At 40.5% G+C, this 24,873-nt stretch carries 21 protein-coding genes and 2 pseudogenes; 13 read left to right on the forward strand and 10 right to left on the reverse strand.

Features of this window, described 5'->3' with window-relative positions; genetic code table 11:
- The 8 genes and pseudogenes from P8O16_RS02105 to P8O16_RS02140 all read left to right on the forward strand — a co-directional run.
- Positions 1-591 (forward strand): annotated as a pseudogene (locus P8O16_RS02105) (2-oxoglutarate dehydrogenase E1 component); the annotation flags it as partial.
- A 73-nt stretch (positions 592-664) separates the two neighbouring features.
- Positions 665-2,176: a 2-oxoglutarate dehydrogenase complex dihydrolipoyllysine-residue succinyltransferase gene (odhB, locus tag P8O16_RS02110; protein ID WP_300310375.1), complete on the forward strand. Its 1,512-nt coding sequence runs from the start codon at positions 665-667 to the stop codon at positions 2,174-2,176.
- 113 nt (positions 2,177-2,289) lie between these two features.
- Positions 2,290-3,687 (forward strand): dihydrolipoyl dehydrogenase, encoded by a 1,398-nt coding sequence (gene lpdA, locus P8O16_RS02115; protein ID WP_300310377.1) that lies wholly within the window; start codon positions 2,290-2,292, stop codon positions 3,685-3,687.
- An 83-nt stretch (positions 3,688-3,770) separates the two neighbouring features.
- Entirely contained in the window at positions 3,771-4,544 is a 774-nt protein-coding gene (locus P8O16_RS02120; RefSeq protein WP_300310379.1) for a Rossmann-like and DUF2520 domain-containing protein, read from the forward strand.
- Positions 4,545-4,689: 145 nt separating this feature from the next.
- On the forward strand, positions 4,690-5,334 hold the full coding sequence (locus tag P8O16_RS02125) for a DUF2589 domain-containing protein (protein WP_300310381.1): 645 nt from the start codon (positions 4,690-4,692) through the stop codon (positions 5,332-5,334).
- Positions 5,335-5,367: 33 nt separating this feature from the next.
- Complete coding sequence (locus tag P8O16_RS02130; RefSeq protein WP_300310382.1) at positions 5,368-6,516, forward strand: hypothetical protein; 1,149 nt, start codon at positions 5,368-5,370, stop codon at positions 6,514-6,516.
- 10 nt (positions 6,517-6,526) lie between these two features.
- Entirely contained in the window at positions 6,527-7,060 is a 534-nt protein-coding gene (locus tag P8O16_RS02135; RefSeq protein WP_300310384.1) for a DUF2589 domain-containing protein, read from the forward strand.
- Positions 7,060-7,380: a hypothetical protein gene (locus tag P8O16_RS02140; RefSeq protein ID WP_300310386.1), complete on the forward strand. Its 321-nt coding sequence runs from the start codon at positions 7,060-7,062 to the stop codon at positions 7,378-7,380. Before P8O16_RS02135 ends, P8O16_RS02140 begins: the two co-directional genes overlap by 1 nt.
- A 1-nt stretch (position 7,381) precedes the next feature.
- On the opposite strand, the gene P8O16_RS02145 is transcribed toward P8O16_RS02140, so the two are convergent.
- The 4 genes from P8O16_RS02145 to P8O16_RS02160 all read right to left on the reverse strand — a co-directional run bounded on the left by P8O16_RS02145 (position 7,382) and on the right by P8O16_RS02160 (position 12,326).
- The gene (locus tag P8O16_RS02145; protein WP_300310387.1) at positions 7,382-8,236 is read right to left on the reverse strand and encodes a pirin family protein; all 855 of its coding nucleotides are present in this window, start codon (positions 8,234-8,236) and stop codon (positions 7,382-7,384) included.
- Between the two features lie 68 nt (positions 8,237-8,304).
- The gene (locus P8O16_RS02150) at positions 8,305-9,840 is read right to left on the reverse strand and encodes a carbon-nitrogen hydrolase family protein (protein ID WP_300310389.1); all 1,536 of its coding nucleotides are present in this window, start codon (positions 9,838-9,840) and stop codon (positions 8,305-8,307) included.
- An 88-nt stretch (positions 9,841-9,928) separates the two neighbouring features.
- On the reverse strand, positions 9,929-11,227 hold the full coding sequence (locus P8O16_RS02155; RefSeq protein ID WP_300310391.1) for a Zn-dependent hydrolase: 1,299 nt from the start codon (positions 11,225-11,227) through the stop codon (positions 9,929-9,931).
- A 97-nt stretch (positions 11,228-11,324) separates the two neighbouring features.
- A complete protein-coding gene (locus P8O16_RS02160) occupies positions 11,325-12,326 on the reverse strand; it encodes an acyl-ACP desaturase (protein WP_300310392.1) in 1,002 nt (333 codons plus the stop codon).
- A 342-nt stretch (positions 12,327-12,668) separates the two neighbouring features.
- Between P8O16_RS02160 and rbsK the strand changes: the two genes are divergently transcribed.
- Together rbsK and P8O16_RS02170 are read left to right on the forward strand one after the other, a co-directional pair.
- On the forward strand, positions 12,669-13,568 hold the full coding sequence (gene rbsK, locus P8O16_RS02165) for a ribokinase (protein WP_300310393.1): 900 nt from the start codon (positions 12,669-12,671) through the stop codon (positions 13,566-13,568).
- An 18-nt stretch (positions 13,569-13,586) separates the two neighbouring features.
- Entirely contained in the window at positions 13,587-14,591 is a 1,005-nt protein-coding gene (locus P8O16_RS02170; RefSeq protein ID WP_300310395.1) for a multidrug DMT transporter permease, read from the forward strand.
- A gap of 49 nt (positions 14,592-14,640) precedes the next feature.
- Here P8O16_RS02170 and P8O16_RS02175 read toward each other — a convergent pair whose 3' ends face one another.
- Positions 14,641-15,525, reverse strand: a complete 885-nt coding sequence (locus P8O16_RS02175; RefSeq protein WP_300310397.1) for an ATP-binding protein — start codon at positions 15,523-15,525, stop codon at positions 14,641-14,643.
- Between the two features lies 1 nt (position 15,526).
- On the reverse strand, positions 15,527-17,251 hold the full coding sequence (locus P8O16_RS02180) for an alpha/beta hydrolase-fold protein (protein WP_300310399.1): 1,725 nt from the start codon (positions 17,249-17,251) through the stop codon (positions 15,527-15,529).
- Between the two features lie 162 nt (positions 17,252-17,413).
- Between P8O16_RS02180 and P8O16_RS02185 the strand changes: the two genes are divergently transcribed.
- Positions 17,414-18,667 (forward strand): dipeptidase, encoded by a 1,254-nt coding sequence (locus P8O16_RS02185; protein WP_300310401.1) that lies wholly within the window; start codon positions 17,414-17,416, stop codon positions 18,665-18,667.
- A gap of 110 nt (positions 18,668-18,777) precedes the next feature.
- Here P8O16_RS02185 and P8O16_RS02190 read toward each other — a convergent pair whose 3' ends face one another.
- A complete protein-coding gene (locus P8O16_RS02190; RefSeq protein ID WP_300310403.1) occupies positions 18,778-19,095 on the reverse strand; it encodes a hypothetical protein in 318 nt (105 codons plus the stop codon).
- Between the two features lie 89 nt (positions 19,096-19,184).
- On the opposite strand from P8O16_RS02190, the gene P8O16_RS02195 reads away from it, so the two are divergent.
- Positions 19,185-20,657, forward strand: a complete 1,473-nt coding sequence (locus P8O16_RS02195; RefSeq protein ID WP_300310405.1) for a c-type cytochrome domain-containing protein — start codon at positions 19,185-19,187, stop codon at positions 20,655-20,657.
- 106 nt (positions 20,658-20,763) lie between these two features.
- Here the strand turns inward: P8O16_RS02195 and P8O16_RS02200 are convergent, their stop codons facing one another.
- Positions 20,764-21,279, reverse strand: a complete 516-nt coding sequence (locus tag P8O16_RS02200) for an ORF6N domain-containing protein (protein WP_300310407.1) — start codon at positions 21,277-21,279, stop codon at positions 20,764-20,766.
- A gap of 366 nt (positions 21,280-21,645) precedes the next feature.
- Between P8O16_RS02200 and clpB the strand changes: the two genes are divergently transcribed.
- A complete protein-coding gene (gene clpB / locus P8O16_RS02205) occupies positions 21,646-24,270 on the forward strand; it encodes an ATP-dependent chaperone ClpB (protein WP_300310409.1) in 2,625 nt (874 codons plus the stop codon).
- A 158-nt stretch (positions 24,271-24,428) separates the two neighbouring features.
- On the opposite strand, the gene P8O16_RS02210 is transcribed toward clpB, so the two are convergent.
- Complete coding sequence (locus P8O16_RS02210) at positions 24,429-24,737, reverse strand: DUF3784 domain-containing protein (RefSeq protein WP_300310411.1); 309 nt, start codon at positions 24,735-24,737, stop codon at positions 24,429-24,431.
- Positions 24,738-24,776: 39 nt separating this feature from the next.
- Positions 24,777-24,873: pseudogene (locus P8O16_RS02215) on the reverse strand (IS1595 family transposase); the annotation flags it as partial.

Below are 24,873 nucleotides of genomic sequence, written 5' to 3' on the forward strand. Positions count from 1 at the left end.
GCAAGACCAGAGCGTTTTCTTCAGCTTTCTGCAGAATACAATATGGTAGTCGCCAACGTGACTGAACCCTCTAACTTCTTCCATTTGCTTCGAAGACAACTTACATGGGAGTTTAGAAAACCATGTGTGGTCATGTCTCCAAAGTCTCTGCTACGACATCCAAAGGTTGTTTCTCCTCTTTCCGAATTTACTTCGGGTTCATTCAGAGAAGTTCTTCCAGATACTACAGTAGTCGCCAAAGATGTGAAAAGAGTGATTCTCTGCAGTGGTAAAATCTATTACGACCTGGAGGAAGCTCGAGAAAAAGAAAAAGTAAAAGATGTTGCAATCGTAAGAATTGAGCAGTTGCATCCTTTGCCTAAAAAACAAATTCAAGATATTCTTTCAGGATATTCTAAAGCTGAGGTAGTATGGGTTCAGGAAGAGCCTGAAAATATGGGCTACTGGAATTATATTTTGAGATTGCTTTACAAGGAAATTCCTATGGAGTTGATTTCGAGAAAATCCAGTGCTTCTCCTGCAACAGGATACAATAAAGTCCATGTTGAGGAGCAGAAAAATATCATTTCTAAAGCGCTAAAACTGAATTGATTTCCTTTTCAGAATACCAAAATAATCCTATCATTTTGTTCCTCTCTTTTGTCTGGAGAAAAATTAAAAACTCATGAGCAAAGAAATTAAAGTTCCGGCTGTAGGCGAATCAATCACAGAAGTGACCGTAGGCCAATGGTTTAAAAAAGATGGTGACCAAGTTCAAATGGACGAAGTTCTATGCGAGCTTGAATCCGATAAAGCTACTTTTGAATTGCCTGCGGAGGCAGCTGGGGTACTTCATATAAAAGCCCAAGAAGGAGATACACTTGAAATTGGCGCTGTTATCTGTGTGATCGATGAAGATGCTGTTGTTTCAAAAACAGAATCAAGCAGCCCCGCACCAAAGGCTGATTCCAAGGCGAAAACTTCGGCTACCGGAGAAGTCAAAGATATGGTCGTGCCGACTGTTGGTGAATCAATCACAGAGGTCACTCTTGCAAATTGGATCAAAAAGGATGGGGATTTTGTGAAATTGGATGAGATCATAGCAGAGGTAGATTCTGATAAAGCTACATTTGAATTACCTGCGGAAGCGTCGGGAATATTAAGACAAGTAGCCAAGGAGGGTGATACACTCGAAATTGGCGGATTAATCTGTAAGATTGAAGTAATGGAAGGGGAGCCAGCTCCAGCAGAAAGCTCTAATGCTGCTCCTGCTGCTAGTTCAACTGTTCCTGCTGGCAAAGAGTCTTATGCCACCGGACATGCCTCTCCTGCTGCCGCTAAAATTCTTTCTGAAAAAGGTATTTCACCAGCTGATGTTTCTGGTTCAGGTAAAGATGGAAGAATCACCAAAGAGGATGCTGAGGCAGCTAAGAAATCTGCTCCTGCACCCGCTGCAGCTCCAAAAACTGCTGCTGCTCCGGTTCCGGTGTCTGGCTCTCGAAATGAGCGAAGAGAAAAAATGTCCTCTTTGAGAAAAACTGTATCGAGAAGATTGGTGGCTGTAAAAAATGAAACAGCGATGTTGACCACCTTCAATGAGGTCAATATGAAGCCGATCATGGACATGCGTTCCAAATTCAAAGATCAATTCAAAGAGAAGCACGGTGTAGGTCTTGGATTTATGTCGTTCTTCACGAAAGCAGTTTGTGTTGCCCTTCAGGAGTGGCCTGCTGTGAATGCGAAAATCGACGGGAATGAAATGGTATTCAATGACTATTGCGATATCTCCATTGCCGTATCTGCACCAAAAGGATTGGTTGTACCAGTTGTAAGAAATGCGGAGGCCATGTCATTTGATCAAATCGAAAAAGAGATTGTTAGATTAGCTGGTAAAGCAAGAGATAATAAGTTATCAATCGAGGAAATGACCGGTGGTACTTTTACCATTACCAATGGTGGAGTTTTCGGCTCTATGATGTCTACTCCGATTATCAATGCTCCTCAATCAGCAATCTTAGGAATGCACAATATTGTAGAGCGTCCGATGGCTGTCAACGGAGAAGTAAAAATACTTCCAATGATGTATATCGCATTGTCTTATGATCACCGAATTATAGACGGGCGAGAGTCAGTTAGCTTCTTGGTCCGTGTGAAGCAATTGCTTGAAGATCCGACACGATTGTTGTTTGGAGTTTAAGGAGTTACGATTTCTGATATACGATTTACGAGGGGCTGATGGACTTCAGCCCTGTTTTTAACTAGTTAGACCAAGCCTTGTGTCTTGTGTCTTAGATCTAAAATCTCAAAAAAATGTACGACGTCATAGTTATCGGTTCTGGTCCAGGTGGATATGTAGCAGCTATTCGCTGTGCGCAATTGGGCATGAAAACCGCAATCATTGAGAAATATCCAACACTTGGAGGCACATGTCTGAATGTGGGCTGTATTCCCTCAAAAGCATTATTAGATTCCTCGGAGCATTATCACAATGCTGCTCATACCTTCAAAACGCATGGCATTAATCTAAGCAACTTGAAGGTTGACTTAAAGCAAATGATCGCTCGGAAGGAAGATGTGGTAAAGCAAAATGTAGATGGCATTTCTTATTTGATGAAAAAAAATAAGATAGATGTACATCAGGGCATGGGCTCTTTTGTAAATAATACAACAGTCAAAGTAACCAAGGATGATGGATCTGCTGAAGAAATTCAGGGAAAGAATATCATCATTGCTACAGGATCCAAGCCGGCTAATCTTCCATTTATCAAGATTGATAAAGATCGAATTATCACCTCGACTGAGGCTTTGAAGATGAAAGAAATCCCAAAACACCTGATAGTAATTGGTGGTGGAGTGATTGGGATGGAGTTAGGGTCGGTTTATGGACGAATGGGAGCTAAAGTTTCCGTGGTGGAGTTTATGGATTCCTTGATTCCTTCTATGGATCGTACCATGGGCAAAGAGCTTCAGAAATCCTTAAAGAAAATTGGATTTGATTTCTACTTGAAGCATAAAGTTACTGCTGTTTCTAGTAAAGGAAAAGAAGTAACCGTTACAGCAGAAGACTCAAAAGGGGAAAAAGTAGAGATAAAAGGTGATTATGTATTAGTCTCTATTGGTAGAAGGCCATACACAGATGGCTTAAATGCTGAGGCTGCGGGTGTGAAAATCACAGACCGTGGGCAAGTTGAAGTAAATGACCACTTACAGACTACAGCACCAAATATTTATGCCATCGGGGATGTAGTAAAGGGAGCAATGCTTGCGCATAAAGCAGAAGAGGAAGGTACATTCGTGGCAGAAACCATCGCTGGTCAAAAGCCGCATATCAATTATAATCTCATTCCAGGAGTAGTTTATACCTGGCCGGAAGTTGCCGCTGTAGGGTTTACCGAGGAGCAATTGAAGGAAAAAGGAATCAAATATAAAACTGGTAAGTTCCCATTCATGGCTTCGGGGCGTGCTCGTGCATCTATGGATACTGATGGATTAGTGAAGGTATTAGCTGATGCTACGACTGATGAAATCTTGGGTGTTCATATGATTGGTCCGCGGACTGCTGATATGATTGCGGAGGCTGTGGTGGCAATGGAGTATAGAGCATCTGCGGAGGATATCTCCAGGATTTCTCATGCACATCCTACTTATACAGAAGCATTCAAAGAAGCTTGCTTAGCAGCTACTGATAATAGAGCGCTTCATATCTAATTTTTGCAAACTGATTTTTAAAAGCCATTCAGGTCCCTACTGAATGGCTTTTTCTTTTTGATCAAAAATGAGTTTATTTCAAAATGAAGTTCAATATCGCCATTATCGGAGCTGGGAATGTAGCCTGGCATCTTGCTCCAGCTTTGGAAGACGCAGGCCATACTATCACGGAAGTTTATGCGCGCAGTTTGAAGTCTGCAGAAAAGGTCATCGAGCGTGTCTATGAAGCTATTCCAAAAGATGATTTGGACTTTTCGGAAAGTAAGGCAGAGCTATTTATTTTGACTATCCGAGACTCAGCAATTTCTGAAGTTTCGGATGAAATTATTTTGCCTGATGGGGCAATTCTTATTCATACTTCTGGCACAGTCAACCTAGATGTTTTGAATTTTAGCTCTGCAACTTATACTGGAGTTTTTTATCCACTTCAAAGTTTCACAATAGGAAAGAAAGTGGAGTGGGAGGAGCTTCCAATTTTAGTTGAGTCTGATGATGAGGAGATTCTTCAAAAACTCAAGAAACTTGCAAAAAGCTTGACTCACCAAGTGTTCATGGTCCGTTCCAAGGATCGAAAAGGTCTACATGTTGCAGCCGTATTTGCAAGTAATTTCTCAAATCATATGATCCGGATCGCTGAGGAAATCATGCGAAGACAAGGACTTGACTTCGAAATGCTAAAGCCTTTGATCATTGAAACAATCTCAAAAAGTCTTCAAATAGGAGCAAAGAATGCCCAGACTGGACCTGCTATTCGAGAGGATTACGAGACATTAGAGGAGCATCATCAATATTTAAACTACAATGAGCAAATCGCTGAAATTTATCGATTAATTTCTCAAGATATTATAGATAGTTGATAGTCAATTACTTAATAATTAGTGGATGATTTCGTGAATTTTTTGAATTTTTTCAGGTTTATTCGAGTAAAGTGTTTAAATTCAATTGTTTGTGAGTAAACAAAGATTTTTAAATAAACTTTTCAATCATTAACTAATTCTTATTATGAGCTACGTAAATCGAACTTTAAGGTCTCTTCCTTTTGGGAGAATTATCGGAGGCCCAATGATTGCAGCAATCCATGCACAAGCCTTAGCGGCCAAATCCACAGTTAATTTCATTAAAGAGGTTGGATTCAAATCTGCTCCTGAAGATCAGGATGGCAATCAGGATGAAAATATTGGTGACGTACGGAATGTTACCTTTAAGTACAAGCGGAAGACCGCTGCAGGAAGTGGTGTTGGAAATGAAGCAGGTGAAGAAGAAGTTTCGCTGACAGTTCCTATTTTGACCATTGTACCAATCCCCTACATCAGAATAGACGAGATGACTATTCGCTTTACTGCAAACATAACTGAGCAGCAAGAATATAAATCAGCAAGTGCAAGTAGCGGTAGTGTGGCGACTGATACGACGATGAATTTTAAAGCAGGCGGCTTCTTTTCTCCAGTGAAATTTAATTTGAACGCGAAAGTATCTACTAAAAATAACTGGAGTAGCAGTTCCAGTAATAAAGTGAATACTTCTACGCAATACACTATGGACGTCCAAGTACGTGCCGTTCAGGATGAAATGCCTGCTGGATTAGCTAGGGTATTAGATATTATGGAGCAGGCTATTTTGGAAAAGCCAACTCCTTCAACGCCATAATTTTTCTTTTCATTTTTATTTAATCAACAAGCCATGAGCCAGTTGAATCAAATCATTGCGTCTTTACTCAGCGACATTAATGAAGCTAAAGCCAAAGCAGATGAAGCTTCTAGGAATCTGGCTTTGACGTATTCTTCTGATGATGTACTTCAGTTTTTTCCGGTTCCAAAAATTGGAATTCAAAATCTTGAGGTTGAACTGAAGTACGCAATTGAAGGGGTAGAAGAAAAACCGTTTCAGAGTAGTCAATCCAAAGAAAGATTGGAAAATTATGTCAAGAATTTTTCAGCAGAAACTGCAAGAGAAATCCGTTCTGAAATCACCAAAGTGGCATCCAAAAATGACCTTTATAAAAGTTTGGGAGGAAATTATCCGGATGAAAATTGGGAAGGGAATGTGAGTAAATTAATTTCCACTCAATTGGAAAGTCTTACCAATCCTGGAAATGATGTTTCCAAAAATATTCAAAATGCGAAAAAATCACTTGAGGGGGACTTTCCTCAAATAATCCCTACAGTGATGAAATCTGCAGGATTCGCAGTAGTGCCCACTGCTAAAGGGAGCTTTGAATTGCTAGGGATTTCAGACAATGATGAGGTGGATTTTAAGGTAACAAAGGACTATCGAACAAATCAAGAGGCACTTACTGACGCAAAACAACTTTCTTCTTCCATAGCTTCAAATAAAGCCTCGGTATCTGATTTCAAGAAGGATTCAGTCACTAAGAGTGATCTTGCAAGTATCAAAATAGGAAACTTTCAATTGCCTATTGAAGTGGAATCAAAGAAAGTAGGAAGTTCTCAGCCCAAGGCATTTTTTGAAACTTTAGTGACTAACAAAGCGATCTCAATCAAGAATCCTACTGTCAAACAGCCTTGGGTCATTGGAAGGCCTACTCCAAAACCGAAGCCGAATTCTCCAAACACATCTGATCGCGCTGAAGTGGAAGAAGATGAATCACTTCGGGAAATTGCCAACGAGGTTTTAAAGAAAAGGATGATTCAACTTGAAGCCGGAATTGGGAAAATCGCTGAAGAAACAAAGTCAACATCTTTGAGAGTTGCAGTTGATTCAGAAAAACTCAGTAAAGTAAAACCAGAGAATGTGATGACCATCAAGTTTACGCTGAACTCACAAGATTTCACTATGATGGACGACAATTCTAAACCATCTATACTTTAACCAATCACTCATGATAACTCCAAGATATATTTCCGAACTTTTGGGAGCGCCGATGGCAGCTATCGTTCAGGCAGAAGGTATTGCGGCCAGAGCTACGGCCAACTTTATCAAAGAGGTTGGATTCACGGGCGTATCAGACAACATAGATGGTGACTACGGGACGATCAGAAATGTCACCTTCAGCTATGAGCGGATCAAAGCAGATGGAAATACAGAGATAGCAAAACTCTCTGTTCCGCTTTTGACTATTATTCCTATTCCATCCATTCAAGTTGCAGAAGCTGAGATTGAATTTGATCTGGCGATGACTCAGCCCGAATCTTCCCCGGCACCAAAGGAAAACTCAAAGCTCGGAAATTTGTCTTCCCATAGAGGGCTCCAGCTAAAAGCAATCTTTGCAAAGAAGCCCAATCCATCTTCCAATTTGCCAGTGACTTCAGCTACTTCGAATATGAATGTTAAGATTAGATTAGCTCAATCTGAATTGGCAGTGGGAATGGTGCAACTATTGAATATTCTGGACTCTGCTAATAAGGAAAAATAATGGCAAGTATTCTAGATTCTCTAAGACGTTGGTTCAATAATCTTTTTGGTATAACCGAAAATGAAACAGTTGAAATTATACCAGAGCCTACTCCTGAGATTTCTATTGCAAAAACACCAGGCCTAAGTTGCCCTGTGTGCAGTCACCGAATCATAGTCAGTATAGATAACCTGCTTTCGGGTCAAGCGATTCAATGTCCGTCCTGTGGTCTCGAATTAACAGTGGACAATGAAAAGTCTGAAGCGGCATTAGATGCACTGAATAAGCTCCAAAGTGGTTTGGACCAAGCTTCAAAGATCAAATCAGATAACCGAATCTAGTCTACTGATTCCAAGTCCCGAATTTCCCAGACTGATAATCCTGATAAGCTTCTCTGATTTGCTGCTCAGTATTCATTACAAATGGCCCCTGAGCTACCATAGGTTCATTGAATGGCAACGCATGTCCAAAAATCAGAATTGAATCTTCTAAAGCTTCAAAGGTGATTTCTGTTCCATCATTTTTAAATTCTACCAGATGTCGGAGATTGACTTCAGTGCCATTGATATTTATAGCCCCTCTCACCACGTAGCAAAATATATTTTCATCTGCTGGAATGGACTTGGAGATTTTTCCTCCAGGTTTGAAGTAAATAGTGCTCATTGTAATAGGAAAGCTTGGTTCAAATGAGCCATTGACTTTATCCCATTCTCCAAAAAGTTGTTGAACCTTAAGATTGCCTCCATTTAAGTCAAAATGATTGATTTCATCCTCCTGAAGTCCTAAATATCTTGGCTCTGTCATTTTCTTGGAAGCAGGGAGATTCAACCAAAGTTGAAGAATTTCAAGATCTCCACCATTTTTCTTGAACTCCGAACTGCTGACTTCTGCGTGGATCAAACCTCTTCCTGCAGTCATGTATTGAACCCCTCCGGCAGTTATAACAGACTCATGACCTCCTGAATCTTTGTGGACGATATCTCCGGCTACAATAAAAGTTACTGTCTCCATTCCTCTATGCGGATGGGGGCCGAAGGGTAAGCCTTGGTTTTGTGGAGGATAGACTTGAAATCCATGATGATTGAGAAAGATAAACGGATCAATCTGGTTCAGAGTCCGAGTAGGCATTGGACTATAGGTGACCAAATCTGCTATAGGGCGATACTCCGATTTATGAATTTGTTTGATAGTTCTCATGAGATGGAAATTAAATGTCTATACATGAAAGTCGATTAAGCCAGCAATGGTTCATTCAAAAATCAATTTTATACTGGATTAATTTGGCGAAGCTCAAATAGATCAGTTCGGCGATCTTTAAGATTTCTTACGCTTCCAAACTCATTCAATTCTCTAAGAAGTGATACATCGACATCGGCAATCAGCGTCATCTCTGTATTTGGTGTAGCCTCAGCTTTGATTCCATTACTTGGAAAAGGAAAATCACATGGAGTGATTACCATAGATTGGGCATATTGCATGTCCATATTATGCACCTTCGGAAGATTACCCACACTTCCTGCCATTGCTACATAGCATTCATTCTCGATAGCACGAGCCATAGCGCAATGCCGCACACGAGAATAGCCATTTTGAGTGTCGGTTAGAAAAGGCACAAAAAGTATATCCACACCTTGATTTGCAAGTAATCGACTTATTTCAGGGAATTCTACATCGTAACAAATCAATATCCCGATTTTTCCGCAATCCGTATCGAAGGCTTTTAGTTGTGTTCCTCCTTGCATTCCCCAAACCCGCGATTCTAGTGGAGTAATGTGTAATTTTTCATAAAACTCAATGGAACCATCTCGCTTACAGAGGTATCCCACGTTGTAAAGTTTATCATCCTTGATCTTTGGCATTGATCCAGTGATGATATTAATGTTGTAGGATACTGAAAGCTTTGCAAATCGCTGTACAATTTCATCTGTATATTTCGCCAATCCGCGAATTGCCTGCGCTTCACTGAGATGGTTAAACTCAGCCATCAAAGGTGCATTGAAAAGCTCTGGGAAAAGCGCAAAATCAGATCGGTATGCTGATACTGCATCCACAAAATATTCTGCTTGCTGCATCAGCTCATCCAGATTTTCATAAAGGCGCATTTGCCATTGGATCAGACCAAGTCGTACAATTGTCTTTTTGGAAGTCGCTTTTTTATTCGGCTTTTCATAAAAAATATTGTTCCATTCAAGCAAAACAGCAAATTCTCCTGATGAAGCATCTCCTTCTAGGTAATTCCGCATAATACGCGCCGGGTGGAAATCATTGGCTAGTTGAAAGTTTAAAACCGGATCATATATCTCCTTCAATTTCACTTTCTCCAAGTACTCTTTTGGAGTCATTTTATCTGCATGTTTGTGGTAATTTGGAATCCTACCACCGAATACAATTCCCTTCAGATTTAACTTCTCACATAACTCTTTGCGATAATCATAAAGTCTTCTTCCAAGTCGAAGTCCTCGGAATTCCGGTTTAATAAATACGTCAATCCCATAGAGTAAATCTCCCTCGTAGGTGTGATTTTCGAATGTAAAATCTGAGGTAATGTCTTTATAAGTATGCTCGCCTTCAAGTAGATCTTCATTCACTACTATGGAGAGTGCACAGCCGGCTAACTGGTCATTAACCCGAATTACGACTTGACCTTCAGGGAATTTATCTAATAAAATTTCAATTTGATTTTCCCTCCAATAAGCCTCAGCCATGGACCGATAGCTATCGATCATCGCAGCTTTGAGTTCTTTGTAATCAGAAATTTTAAGATACGATAGTGTAATATTCCCTGCCTGTACTTGGTCCATGATTCTTATAAATTTGTGCGAAGGTAAATATTTGGACTTTAAAAAATCAGATTATTTAGCCACGTGGATGAATGTGAAAATATGACCATTATTTTAAAGTTTTATCCAAATTTAGTATGGTTTGGAGTAATACATTGGCGCCATTTGTAATGTCTTCCGGAGAAGAATATTCGCTTGGAGCATGTGATATTCCATTTTTGCTAGGGATGAAAATCATTCCCATAGGAACTATTCTAGCCATTTCTTGAGCATCGTGACCTGCCCCGCTTGGAAGGCTTAGGGTAGAAAAGCCGAGCACTTTTGCTTGATCTGCAATTGCTTTTCGAATTCCCTCATCCGCCATAGCGGGCATGCTAGCTACTTCTTGATGGACGATGCTTACTTCTATTCCAGCCTCTGTAGCCAGGGATTTTCCTTTGGCCTCAATTTCTCGGTAGATCATCCAGATTTTTTCTGATGAAAGATCTCGTATTTCCAAATTCAAAGTAACCACTCCTGGGATAACATTTCCAGCTCCGGGGAATGCTTCGATTATTCCCACAGTGCCCACTTGAGCACCCTCGTGAGATCGTACAATTTTATTTACAGCTAACACAAATTCAGCTGCTGGTAGTAAAGCGTCTTTTCGCATGTTCATGGGAGTAGTACCGGCATGATTGGCCATTCCTTTGAATGTAAACTGCCACCATTCGATCGCTACGATTCCTTCCACTACTCCAATCTGGATTTTTTCTCTATCCAGATTACCACCTTGTTCAATATGGAGTTCCAAGAAAGCCGCTAAATCCCCCTTTTTTCTAGCTACTTCCTGTACCCGGTCTGGATTTCCGCCCAGTTTTTTGATCCCCTCGTACTGCGTGATCCCTGCATTAGTGACTATTTGGAGCGATTTTTCATTTAATTCTCCTACAATAGCTCTACTTCCTACAACTCCTCCCTCTTCATTGGTGAAGATGATGGCTTCAAGTGGATGAGCTGTTGAAATATTATTTTCTGAGAGGGTCTGCATCACTTCAATGGCACTCATAGATCCCACTGGGCCATCATAATCTCCGCCATTTGGTACTTCATCAATATGTGATCCGAATGCAATCGGCTTCAAAGAAGGATTGGTTCCCGCCCTTTTGCCGATGATGTTTCCTGCAAAATCCGTGGAAACTTCCAGCCCTGCTTTATTCATCAAATCCATTAAATATTCTCTTGCAGCTAATTCATGAGATGAGAAAGCCACTCGATCGCTTCCACCTGCTGCATTTTTCCCAAAAGTGGAAAGTTTTTTAATTGAGCCATTCAATCTCTCCGGATTAACTCGTAATGCTGATTGCGCAGTTACACTGTTAAGGGTGAAAAAAAATAAGGCAGAAAGAAATAGTAGTCTTGTTTTCATTTTTATATAATATGTGTATTCAAATTACCTCCAAAACGGTTTTAAAACAAAAAGTCCTTTCTGATTAAGGAAAGGACTTTTTATATGTTGAGATCCGTTATTTCAACCAAGCTAACTTAACTTCATCGGGAGCTTTCATTCTGTCAGCTAAGCGCATGTATCGGTCAGAGAGATTAGCCAAATAATCTTGCGCTTTTGCCGCAACATCATTTAGCCCAGTGATCCCTTCAATTTTCCAAAGGCTGACTAGGTGTTCGATGATTCTGGCGTAATCCCAGCCTGTATAAATCCCAACTTTCTGAGTGACCGCTGAGAATTGGGTGAATAGTGAAGGGTTAGTTCCTCCTTCTCCCATCATTACTGCTGGCATCACAATCTGCTTTCTCATTAATTTTTCAAAAGCAACCATTGCGCCACTAGGATCGATGTCAAATATTGCTGACATAAAGCTCTTATAGGCCTTTTCATGTCTTGCTTCATCTCCTGCGATTTGTTTGCAGATTCTTCCAAGTACGGTATCACCGGCAATGTCTGCGAGTTTCCCCGTATTTACATGGGAGATTTTTGTGGCTCTTTCTTGAAAGGAAGTATAAACGATTGCCTGATAAGGATCTCCCCCAGTATTAGGGTCAAATCCATTTGCTAATAATCTGTGTATTGTTTGCTCCACAGCTTTCATGTCCACTCTTCCCGTCATATACAGGTATTTGTTAAGAAGGTCACCGTGTCGGTTCTCCTCAGCAGTCCAAGATTTGGACCAACGAACCCAGCCTGATGGTGATAAAAGTGATCTTTCTGGATTTATTCCTTCCAAAAGATTGAAATAAGTCTGGTAACTTGGCAATGCTTCTTCAGTAATCATATTGCCGACCAACGAAGTCAATATTGTATCAGGAATACCTTCTGATCTTTTTTGCAATAGTTTTATTTGGTCGTGAATATCTGGGTCTCCAAAATCTGGCAGGAAATCTGACGGTTGCCAGCATTTGTCAGGATCAACTAAGATGTTGTCCACAGCCTCTCCTACTAGTCCGTCTAGTTGAGAGATTACTTCTATATTTTTTTCTAATTCGTAATTTATCGGCTTTGCCATAATCAATAGTTTTATAATCTTTTTGAGAAATTTCGACCAAAATCGTTCTCTTTGGATTGTTTTAAAGATAGTAACAAAATTCTGGTTCTATTTTTCAAAATTTTCATTTCACTTCTTCTATCCTTTAAACGGTCTGATAACCAGATAAATTCATTCTTGTTTAAATTAGAAAATTGTGCTTGAGCTAAACAGAGAAAGTAATTAAACCAAAAATTTACCGTATTAAATGTGATTTATTAACAATAAAGACCTGTCAAATTTAATGATTGTAGATTATTATTTGGAAAATAATACATTTAGAAGTTTATTCTACATCTCAAATCTACATCTCAAATTTTGAAATTAATCATGAGTAAAATTCTGGTGGTGGGAAGTAGTAATACCGATATGGTCGTGAAATCTCAAAAGATTCCAAAGCCTGGAGAGACTGTTTTGGGAGGAGAGTTTTTTTCATTTGCAGGAGGCAAAGGTGCTAATCAAGCTGTAGCAGCTGCAAAACTAGGTGGCGCAGTCACTTTTTTAGCAAAACTTGGTGCGGATGAACTTGGAAAAAATGCCATCAAGGGATTTGAGAAAGTTGGGATTAATACCGATTCAATTCTAATCGAGCCCAACTCACATTCTGGGGTGGCTTTAATATTAGTCGATTCATTTGGTGAAAACTGTATTTCTGTTGCCTCTGGTGCGAACAACTTCATTTCTCCACAGGATATAATTGATGCGAAATCTATTATTCAAGAGTCGAAATTTGTACTTACTCAATTGGAAATCCCTATGAAAGCGGTTGAAAAACTGGGGGAAATGGCTGAAGAGTTGGAGGTAGCTATGGTCTTAAATCCAGCGCCGGCTCAAGAACTTTCGGATCTACTTTTTAAGCGATTATATTTAATTACTCCAAATGAAACGGAAGCGGAAATGCTAACAGGTATTCAAGTTGAGGATGAGAATTCTGCTTTTTCTGCAGCTAAATTTCTAAAAGAAAAAGGTGTCAAAAATGTAATTATCACCTTGGGAGCAAAAGGTGCTTTTTTTCTCACAGATCATGAAAGCGGTCTTATTCCGGCAGAAAAAGTAAAAGTCATGGACACCACGGCTGCTGGCGACACCTTCAATGGAGCATTGGTCGTGGCCCTTTCCGAAGGAAAAGACATAAAAGATGCAATCAGATTTGCCAATCGGGCAGCCGCGATCTCTGTGACAAGTATGGGCGCGCAAGATTCGCAACCATTTCGAAATCAATTAGACTAGGCTTTTAAAAATCAAACCATGTTTATTCCAGCTACTTATTCATTTGCAGTTGTGCTCTGTTTGATCACAATGATCTGCTGGGGCTCATGGGCCAATACACAGAAATTGGCTTCTAAATCCTGGCCATTCCCACTTTTTTATTGGGATTACTCGCTGGGAATTATTTTTTTATCACTCGTTTTTGGGTTGACACTTGGGAGTACAGGAGCGGAAGGAAGAGCATTTCTTGATGATTTGGTTCAGGCAGATTCTGGTTCGATTGGATCAGCCTTTTTGGGAGGGATCATTTTTAACTTGGCCAATCTTCTAATTGTCGCTGCTATTGATATTGCTGGAATGGCAGTTGCTTTTCCAGTAGGGATTGGGATTGCATTGGTATTGGGTGTATTGGTAAACTACCTGGCGGTACCTGTTGGTGATCCATTAATCTTACTTATCGGGGTGGCTTTTGTCGTCTTAGCTATACTTTTGGACGCACTTGCCTATCGCAAGTTGGCTACGGGAAAAGCTCAAACTCCTTCTAAAGGAATTATTCTTTCAATAGCTGGAGGGGTATTAATGGGCTTTTTCTACCGATTTGTAGCCTCCTCTATTTCTGAGGATTTTGCCAACCCTGAAGTGGGGCTGATGACACCTTATGCGGCTGTTTTTATTTTCTCGTTAGGCATTTTTGTTTCTAATTTCCTTTGGAATAGCTTTTTTATGTACAAGCCATTTCAGGGAAGAGCGGTGAGTTATTCAGATTATTTCAAAATCGGAACGCTGAAACTACATCTCATAGGGATTTTGGGCGGATCTATTTGGTGTTTGGGAATGGTTTTTAGCGTGATTTCCGGTGAAAAGGCTGGCTTTGCAATTTCTTATGGATTGGGTCAAGGGGCTACCATGGTTGCTGCAGCTTGGGGAGTATTTGTCTGGAAGGAATTTAAATCTGCACCCAAAGGGACAAACACGCTTGTTTTCCTGATGTTCGTTTCATTTTTAGTTGGCTTATCCCTGATTATATATTCCAGATTTGCATAAAAAAAGCCTCCAACTAAGTTGGAGGCTAGAAAATGTATTTGTGAATAAATCAATAATCAAGTTTGTAAGCAGCAACTTTATTTTTGAAGAAAGTCGGTACGTAGATCACTTGGTCAGCCGCATTATATCCAATATCTGCAGTGTTTGATTCGGCAGCCTTGGTGTCGAGCATTAATGTTTCGCCTTCTGCTGTCGCAAACCAAATCTCTCCTTGCCATCTGGAGGCAATGAAGTTTCCGTCTCCCAAGATGACCAAACCGTCTCCTCCAGTCACTGTACTATTCAAGATCGTAGTCGTGCCATCTGCATTCCATTGCTTCATGCCTGATGCATCAAGACCATAAATAGTTCCGTCACTTGATACAGCAATCCCATTGATGGATTCATTTCCTTCAGAAATAGTAGAAACTACTCCACCATCCAATAGGTGAACTTTCCCAGTATTCATGTCCGTGAAATACACCTTGCCATCGTAGGTATCAGTGTCATTGAGGAATTGAGCGCCGTCAACTTTATACTTCTTGTTGATTTTCGCAGTTGCGATATCGATCTCGACAAGTTCGTCAATGTCGGTTACGTAAAGCATTCCATTTGCTATGCCCATTCCTTTTGGAGCGTTAAGGCCTGTGATCCAGTTTTGGTTTACAATGCTTCCATCTTTTCCAATAATAGAAATAGAGCCTTTGCCATCTTTTCCGACAGGATCTCCATCAATATTGGCAACATAGATTGTACCTGTTGCAGCATCGAATAACACCGACTCATTGGTAATCAAAGTCTCGGGCGTCTCCCAAAGTAAGGTCAATGTTGGAGTTTTTACATCTTCCACAATGGCCAAATCATCAGTCACTTCTTCAGTTTTCTGAGGTCCACATGCAGCTAGTATTCCAGCTGATAATGCCAAAAGGCTAAATTTTAAAGTAGTTTTTATCATGTTAATTTTTTGTTAAAGTCCAATTCTGTTGGTTGAAATTATTTGGGGCTGTTTCTTTTAATCGATCTTCGATTTTATCTAAATACATCGTGTTGTACCGCAGTCTAGTGATGTAGTTAGGTAGTGTAGGGTCTCCATTCCAGCAATGCTCGGCTCTATCCCCATAGGCAACTTCTCCATTGTAATAAGGGTTTTGAGTTTGCTCTAAGAATTCCTCAGTCAAATATACTGCATTGTTCAGATAGTAATTATCCATGTCCCCGCAATAGATATTGACCTTTCCTTCCAGTTTTGGTCCCAAAGTGGCCCAATCGCGCTCCATGATGTAGCGAAGGTCATAATTTTCTTTCCAATATGCGGCGACTTCCGGATCAATTTCCCCAGAGTATTTGTCCCAAATTGGTTTAGGATACCCATCGTCTCCAACGGGAGAATAGACTGCTTGCCAAATGTCAAATTGCTCACCTGATCGAGTTTTAGTGCCTCCAATTGCAAGCTCTCGGTGATTCATATCCTTAAGCATAGCGTCGATATGTCCTAAATAATTTCGGTGGCCAGGACGAAGTGTTTTTCGGAATTCGCCTTCCTGGGAGTAGGCATTCTCGTCACTGTAAATATCCACTGAGGTAAAGGCCCGAAAGTCTATCGGATCGGGACAAGCAGCAAAGCAGCCATTGTATTCGTCAGGATATTTCACCTGCACTGCCAATGCTTCCCAGCCCCCTGTGGATCCTCCATATAGAAAACGAGCCCAGCCCTCGCCAATTCCTCTAAACTCTTTCTCAATATGAGGAATCAACTCATACGTAATCGCATCTCCATAGGGGCCGATATTTTCTGAGTTTACCGCATAGCTATCGTCGTAGAATGGATTAGCATGCTGAATCTCGATCGCGATAAATCGCTTGAAATCTGGAGAAATCCACTTTTGGTAGAAATCATAAGCTTCCTGCTGCTCCATTTTGGCATAGCCATAGATCCCGAACCTAGCGCTGTAATCATCTTCCCCAAGTTCAGGATCTGGAGGGATAGTTCTGAACCCACCAAAATCATTAGGAAAGTGGCCATGAAAAACCATGAGTGGATAATGGTCATTTTTATTCTCTTCGAATCCTTCTGGTAGCAGCACGTGTGCTCCTATGTACATGTCTCTTCCCCAAAATTTGGAAAGAAGTTCCGACTTGATTTTGATATGCTTGATGTATTTGGTGTCGGCTTTTTCTTCGATTGGAGGAATAATTTGATCGATTGAAAATTCAATTTTACCGCCTTTTTTCAGGTTGATTTTAATTGGAGTGCTGAAGATATTTCCAGGAGTTCGAGCCCATTGTCTTCCCTCACCTTGATCCATTGCCAATTTCACTGAATGTCCATCCGAGCGATTGAAGGTTTCATATTTGATGATGTATGCTTGTACCCAGTAATCTCCATCGGGAAGGCTATCCAATGATTCGATCGGGTAGCCAAAGCTTTTGGGTTCAAAGCTCAATTTTTCACCTGGGGTGTAGTTTTCAAAATCCATCCCAAATACTTGAGCAGTAGACACATTGTCTGACACCCCAAATCTTGGTTCGGTGCTCTCATCTTTTGAAAAAATGAGTAACAATCGTCCATCGGATAGTTCCTCACTCAGCGATGGAGCTATCGAGACTTGGATATTATTGGATGGAGAAGTACACGATCCTAATAGGATTAGGAAGGTGAGGATTACGTAAAAATGTCTCATAAGGTGCGTGGTTTTCAACTTGAATTTACAAATTATGATTGAATCCTTGGGGATAGGGGAATTATTTAAGCCTAGTTAAAAGGATGTCTTAAACCTTTTATGGATTTTTTTCGACTTCCAGCGGAAAAGCTTCTATCTTAAATTCTTCAAAAACCACTAGCTATGAAAAAATATTTGCCTTTAGTTTTAATTGCAGCATTAGGATTTGCCTGTCAGGCTCCAGAACCTGAGCCAATCGATTACACCACGATGACTGATGCGGAGAGACTGGAAGCGGCAACAGAAATCGCCCGTACTACTATTATGGTAGATGGTCACGTAGATCTTCCGTATCGTATGAAAGTCGGAGGGTTTACGCTTCAGCGAGAAATATTGGATGTTTCTGTCCGGACGGACGGGGGAAACTTTGATTACCCTCGAACAAAAGAAGGTGGATTAGATGCCCCTTTTATGTCTATTTATATTCCGGCTGGAAATCAGGGTACTCCTGGCGCATCCAAAGCCTTAGCCGATTCCCTGATATTGATGACGGAGCGGATTGCCAGTACCTATCCAGATAAATTTGCCATGGCTTATAGCCCTGCGGACATCGAGGCAAACTTTGCAAAAGGTCTTGTCTCACTTCCCATGGGAATGGAAAACGGATCAGGACTAGAGGATGATTTGGCAAATGTGGAATATTTCAAGACACGAGGAATCCGATACATCACACTGACCCACGGGAAAGATAATCTGATAGGTGATGCCAGTTATGATACCACAGGAACCCATGGAGGTCTAAGCGAATATGGAGAGCAAGTAGTCAAAGAAATGAATCGAGTTGGAATTATGGTGGATTTGTCTCACGTATCTGACAACACATTTAGAGATGCCTTAGCAATCACCAAAGCACCAATAATCGCTTCCCATTCCTCAGTCCGTAAGTTTACTCCGGGTTTTGAGCGAAATATGAGCGACGAGTTGATTCAAGGGATGGCGAAAAATGGCGGCGTGATGATGATCAACTTCGGAGGCACTTTTATTGACTCAGCTTATGCTGCCGGTTCAGGTAAAGTAAGAGAGCACTTGGTGAATTATATGGCTGAAAATAGCCTAAGTAGAACCGATTCGGCTTTTGTGGCTTATGCTGAGGCTTATGCTGCGGCTAATAATCCTTTCCCCACCGTCCAGCGTGTAGCAGATCACATTGATCATGTGAAAAATTTGGTTGGAGTTGATTATGTGGGCTTAGGTTCAGATTTTGATGGGGTAGGAGATTCCTTACCGACGGGGTTAAAAGATGTGTCGATGTATCCTAACTTGATCGCAGAGCTTCTCAAGAGAGGCTATTCCAAAGAAGACATCGAAAAGATTTGCTACAAAAATGTGTTCCGCGTTTGGAAAGCAGTGGAGGATTATGCAACTGCACAGCAGTAATTGAGCCTTTTAAATTCAGATAGAACCCTTTGCTTCTCTAAGCATGGGGTTCTTTTTTTTGATTCTTGTTGAAGTATAATTCAAAACTGAATTTTTTTTAAGTGTGATAGTCAGACTGTCAGGTAAATAAGCCGATAGACTTCTCTCTTCGCAGGAGTATACCGAGCGATTGACTTTGGAATGGACGGACGTGGCTGTCTAGGTTGATTCTCATGGATTGTAATTTGATGGGTATCGAGTAATGTGGCCTTAACGCTGATATCAGCAATTTCCACTCGATTGGTCCATTCTGCAGTCTTGGGCAAATACTTTTCAGTTTGGTCTTCCCATAGATATTCTTCAATAGTACTTTGAGTTTGAGTTTCGCTTTGGCAGGAGCTAAAAAAGAAAGAAATTATAAAGAATATTAAAGGGCCTGAAGCTTTCACTTTTCTGGAGAGTTTTAAGGAAATGAATAGATTGAACACAAGGTTATTAAGATACAAATGTTAACTTTAAGTAGCGCAATCTTTAATTTATGAATCTACTTTTGCAGGCCGACTCCACATTATTTTTAGGTCGATTCCATTCACTTGCGGTCCATTTACCCATAGGATTTCTGGTGCTTGCAGCTATATTTTATATCATTTCTAGAATCACAAGAAATGAATCATTGTTAAAGCCATTACCACTTATTCTTTTCTTTGGTGCTCTGGGCGCAATAGCTTCGGTGCTTTTGGGCTGGTTCTTATCTGATGAAGGAGGTTATCCTGAAGACACTCTATTTTGGCATCAATGGATGGGGATTTCGGTTGCTATTTTTTCGAGCGTAAGTTGGCTTTGGGTCAAAGGGGTTTTTGGCAAGAAAAAATCAAATGATACAACCCAAACCAGTAATCAAAATCACAGCATTATCGCCCCAAAAGGCAGTTTAGGATGGGTTCTAGTAGTTTTGGTTTTGTTGGTTTCAATTACGGGGCATCTTGGAGGCAATCTCACACATGGCGAGGATTATCTTTTTGCTTACGCACCAGAATTTTTGCAAGAATTAGCGAGTAGCAATGACTCTGAAAAAGAGTCTCGGTTTGAATTTCCGACTGAGCCTGATTCCGTCTTGCTTTTTGGTCATATTCTAGATCAAGTTTTAATCCAAAAATGTGGTAGCTGCCACAATGAAGAGACTAAAAAGGGAGGGTTTTTATTGACTACTCATGAGGGGCTTTTAGCAGGGGGAGAGAATGGAGAAGTTTTTCAGTCAGGCTCTCCAATGAGTAGTGAGTTATTCAAGCGAATTAGCATGGATCCATCCAGTCGAAAATTTATGCCCCCAAAAGGACCGCAAATGTCCTACTCAGAAACCATGTTATTGAAATTTTGGATTCAAGAGGGGATGCCTTTTGACATGAAAGTGACAGATGAGCGTATTCCGGAAGAATTGAAATTGATTCTTCAATCGGAATACAAGTTGGTGACTGAGCGAAAACCAATTTATGAAAAAGTGCAGGTTGATCCCGTTAGCTCTGAGGAGCTTCAAAAGTTAAGAAACTTGGGATTTAGGGTGATGCCACTCTCTGAGGAAAATAATTTTCTCGAAGTAGTAGCTCAGGATAGTATGACCGCTGAAAAAATCAACGCATTACTTTCTGTAAAAAGTCAGATTACTTGGCTTGATTTGAGTAATTCTGGCATAAAGGACGAATGGCTAACTCCTTTGAGCGAATTTGTGATGCTCACCCGATTGAACTTGAATGACAATTCTATTTCGGATCTGGGCCTTGCTCAAGTACAAGGCCTAGAATATTTAGAGGCGATACTTCTTCATTCGACTCAAGTCAGTGATGTGGGAATTAAGATGCTTTCTATTCAAAAAAACCTTCAGCGAATTTATGTTTGGAATACAAAAGTAACTCAGGAAATTGGCGACTCACTTCAAAAAGAAAATACAAAACTGCAAATTGACTTGGGGATTAAAGAAGTGAAAAAAGAGGACAAGGGCTTGAAAAGTGATTAAATTAAGTTTCCCTGATGGGACAATTACATTTACACTAATCTAGATCCAAGTTGATTTGAGTACTTTAAAGCTATCTTTTTTTTGAGCTTGAAAACGCTGTTTTCATTTACTTTTTTGATTTAAACCCAATTTCTACCCGATCTCCAATTGCAGGTTTTAACAGTTCCTCTATCATTTGATAAATGTGATTGATGTGCTGATTTTGATTTGATTCCGAATCCTGCAATGCCTGAATTTTATCTTGTAGATCAGAATAATTCAAAGCCCATTCGCGGATTTTCACAAAAACACGAATAATGGAGATATTCACTTGTATTGCCTGTGGACTGTTTAATACCGATGATAGCATAGCTACACCTTGCTCGGTAAAGGCATAAGGAGCAATTCGTCGACCACCCCAACTTGAGGTCACAATTTGTGACCTCAAGTTTGCCCATTCCTCCTCATCGAGTTGAAACATAAAGTCAGATGGAAACCGATCGGCATTTCTCTTAACCGCCTGGTTTAAAACTTTGGTTTCGACCCCATACATCTCCGCCAGATCACTATCTAGCATGACTTTTTGGTTTCTGATTTTGTAGATAAGTTGGAGTACTTGCTCCTCATTCAAAAGTTCATTCATAGCTGCTGCATGTAAAAATGTGAACTAAATTACGTAATTATAGATCATTAAAAAGCAGGGTAAAACTATTTTCAGTATTTCATCAGCTGGGTATTTGGAAAATAGATAACTGCCTATCGCAGTCGGCTTTCCAAATCACAAAAACAACAGAATCCGCCTTGATTAATCTGTCTATTTCAAGAGCTAAATCGTTGATCTTTGCTGTCAAATATTCCGATTTTTTGTTTAAAAAAGACATTTATAAGCCAATATGACCGAAATACAGGCTTGGAGATAGTTTTGATATTAAGTAAATATAGGATTGAAAAACAGAACTCAACTGGTTGATTAATCTTCCTTAAATCGTAAAACAGAGAAATAACAATAATGGACTTTAATCAATTTACCATCAAATCTCAGGAGGCAATCCAAAAGGCTTTGGAGTTGGCTTCCGCAGCTGGGCAACCAAATATTGAACCGGCTCACTTACTTAAAGGAATACTTACTGAGGACGAAAATGTAACTGGGTTTCTTTTCAAAAAACTTGGGACTAACTCCCAACTTATCTCCCAGAAATTGGATGAGCAACTTGCTACTTTTCCTAAGGTAAGTGGAGGTCAGCAACCTTATCTTTCCTCATATGCTAATCAGGTACTCACCAAAGCCAAGGATTATTTAAAGACTTTCGGTGATGAATTTGTTGCGATCGAGCATTTGATTCTTGCTATTTTAGCTGGGTCAGATGCCACTGCGCAATTGTTAAAAAATCAGGGATTGAATGAGAAATCACTGATAGAGGCAATCAAAGAACTTAGAAAAGGAAATAAAGTGACTGACCAAAACGCAGAAAGTAAATATCAAGCTTTGGAGAAATACTCCAAAAACCTGAACGAAATGGCCAAAAAGGGGAAAATCGACCCGGTAATTGGCCGGGATGAAGAGATCCGACGTGTGCTTCAAATTTTAGCGCGAAGAACAAAAAATAACCCCATTCTTTTGGGTGAGCCAGGTGTGGGAAAAACTGCCATAGTAGAGGGGCTCGCTCAGCGGATTGTTTCTGGTGATGTGCCTGAAAACCTGAAATCTAAAACTTTGATTTCCCTTGATATGGGTTTGCTCATCGCAGGAGCAAAATATAAGGGGGAATTCGAAGAACGATTGAAGGCGGTGATTAAAGAAGTGACTGATGCAGAAGGTGAGATCATTCTATTTATTGATGAGATCCACACCTTGATCGGTGCAGGAGGTGGAGGTGAAGGTGCCATGGATGCAGCCAACTTGCTTAAACCGGCTTTGGCTCGGGGTGAACTGCATGCAATCGGGGCTACTACGCTGAAGGAATACCAGAAATACATCGAGAAAGACAAAGCGTTAGAGCGTAGGTTTCAATCCGTCATCGTGGATGAGCCGGATGCTGCAGATGCGATTTCGATCTTGAGAGGAATTAAAGATAAGTATGAACTCCATCATGGGGTAAGAATTAAAGACGACGCAGTAATTGCTGCAGTAGAGCTCTCGCAGCGATACATTTCAGATCGATTCTTGCCAGATAAGGCAATTGACTTGATGGATGAAGCGGCAGCCAAGCTGAGAATGGAGATCGATTCGCTACCTCAGGAATTAGATGAGATGAATCGTCGAATCATGCAGTTGGAGATTGAGCGCGAAGCTATTCGAAGAGAAAAAAACAAGGAAAAAGAAATAGTCCTAAGCAAAGAAATTGCGGAACTATCCGAAAAACGCGATAGTGTGAAGGCCAAATGGGAGAGTGAGAAGGCTGTGATTATGGGGATTCAGCGTGAAAAAGAAGCGATTGAAAAACTCAAATTAGAGGCTGAACAAGCTGAGCGGGCTGGAGATTTTGGGAAGGTAGCCGAAATTCGATATGGGAAAATCGTAGAGGCTGAAAAGAAATTGGATTCTTTCAAATCTCAGTTGGCTCAGATGCAAGCAGGATCTCCATTGCTCAAAGAAGAAGTGGACCAGGAAGATATTGCTGCGGTGGTCTCTAAATGGACCGGAATTCCGATGAACAAAATGATTCAATCCGAGCGGGAGAAATTACTTCACTTGGAAGACGAATTAGGAAAGCGGGTTGCTGGCCAAAAAGAAGCAATCACAGCGCTATCTGATGCGGTAAGAAGAAGTAGGGCAGGATTGCAGGACCCAAAGCGGCCGATTGGTAGCTTTATCTTCATGGGAACCACCGGAGTGGGTAAGACTGAGCTTGCGAAAGCCTTAGCTGAATACCTCTTCAATGATGATAATGCCATGGTGCGAATCGACATGTCTGAGTATCAGGAACGTCATTCCGTCAGTCGTTTGGTTGGAGCGCCTCCTGGCTATGTGGGTTATGATGAAGGTGGGCAGCTTACAGAGGCAGTGCGGAGAAGGCCATACTCCGTCATCCTTTTGGATGAGATTGAAAAAGCCCATCCAGATGTATTTAACATTCTCCTGCAAGTACTTGACGATGGTCGGTTGACGGACAATAAAGGTCGAATTGCAAACTTTAAGAATACGATCATCATTTTGACCACGAATATCGGGTCACACCTGATTCAGGAGCGATTTGCTGAAATGGAGGATTGGAACAGAGAAGAAATTCTAGAGAGGACCAAGGAGGAGGTTTATGATTTGCTGAAAAAATCCGTAAAACCTGAATTCCTAAACCGAATCGATGAGACGATTATGTTTGAACCATTGGGAAAAGAGGTGATCCGAAAGATTGTCGATATTCAATGGAGAGAGATTCAGAAACGATTAGCTGAAGCAAACATAGAAATCGATGCGACGAAAGAGGTCTTGGATTACTTGGGCGAAGTTGGGTTTGATCCAAATTTTGGGGCTAGACCACTCAAGCGGACCATGCAGCGATTAGTGTTGAATGAGCTTTCGAAGCAAATTCTATCAGGCTATATCAAAAATGATTCGGCAGTCTTGGTGGATTTGGATGCAGATAAGCAGGTTTATTTCAAAAATGTAGGAGCTGAAATTGAAATAGAGAAATAAGCCTTCGGCGAAATACAGCTGCGCTGAAATAGTGTGGAACCCTTGAGGTCTTTGAGACCTCGAGGGTTTTTTATTTAAGATTATATGTCAATTAGGAAGATTTAGGCACATTTTAGTGAATATGTCTGGTTTCAAAAAAACGGTTTCTCTCCTCAAATTTAATTTGTCCGCCTATTAATTAGAATTTTCCCAAAAACAATCATGACAACTGCTCCAGTCAAGATCACCGCTATATTTATACTAGAGCTTAAAGGAGGGTTATCCTGCCAAATTGATAAAAAATATCCTCCAATTACTAACAGTCCCATGACGCTGAAAACAGTAAATGCAAAGGTGGGTAATCCATTTTTCAACGCATTTTCTTTTTCTCCCTGAGATAGCTGACTGTAACCAGCCAATAGATTTGGGAAAAATTTCAAAAGTAGGGCACTTGTGATCAAGATTAAACCTAGTATTATCGTCTCCATGATTGTTTCATTTAAGCTTATAGAGGTGTCCGCTTAACATCATATCATATTTGAGATATACATTTTATCTGCTTTTACCATTCTGATGATTAGATTATTGAAGATGGTGTCTTTGTTCTGGGAGCGATTAATTCGG

Origin of the sequence: Algoriphagus sp., from assembly GCF_029254265.1 — a bacterium.
Lineage (GTDB): Bacteria > Bacteroidota > Bacteroidia > Cytophagales > Cyclobacteriaceae > Algoriphagus.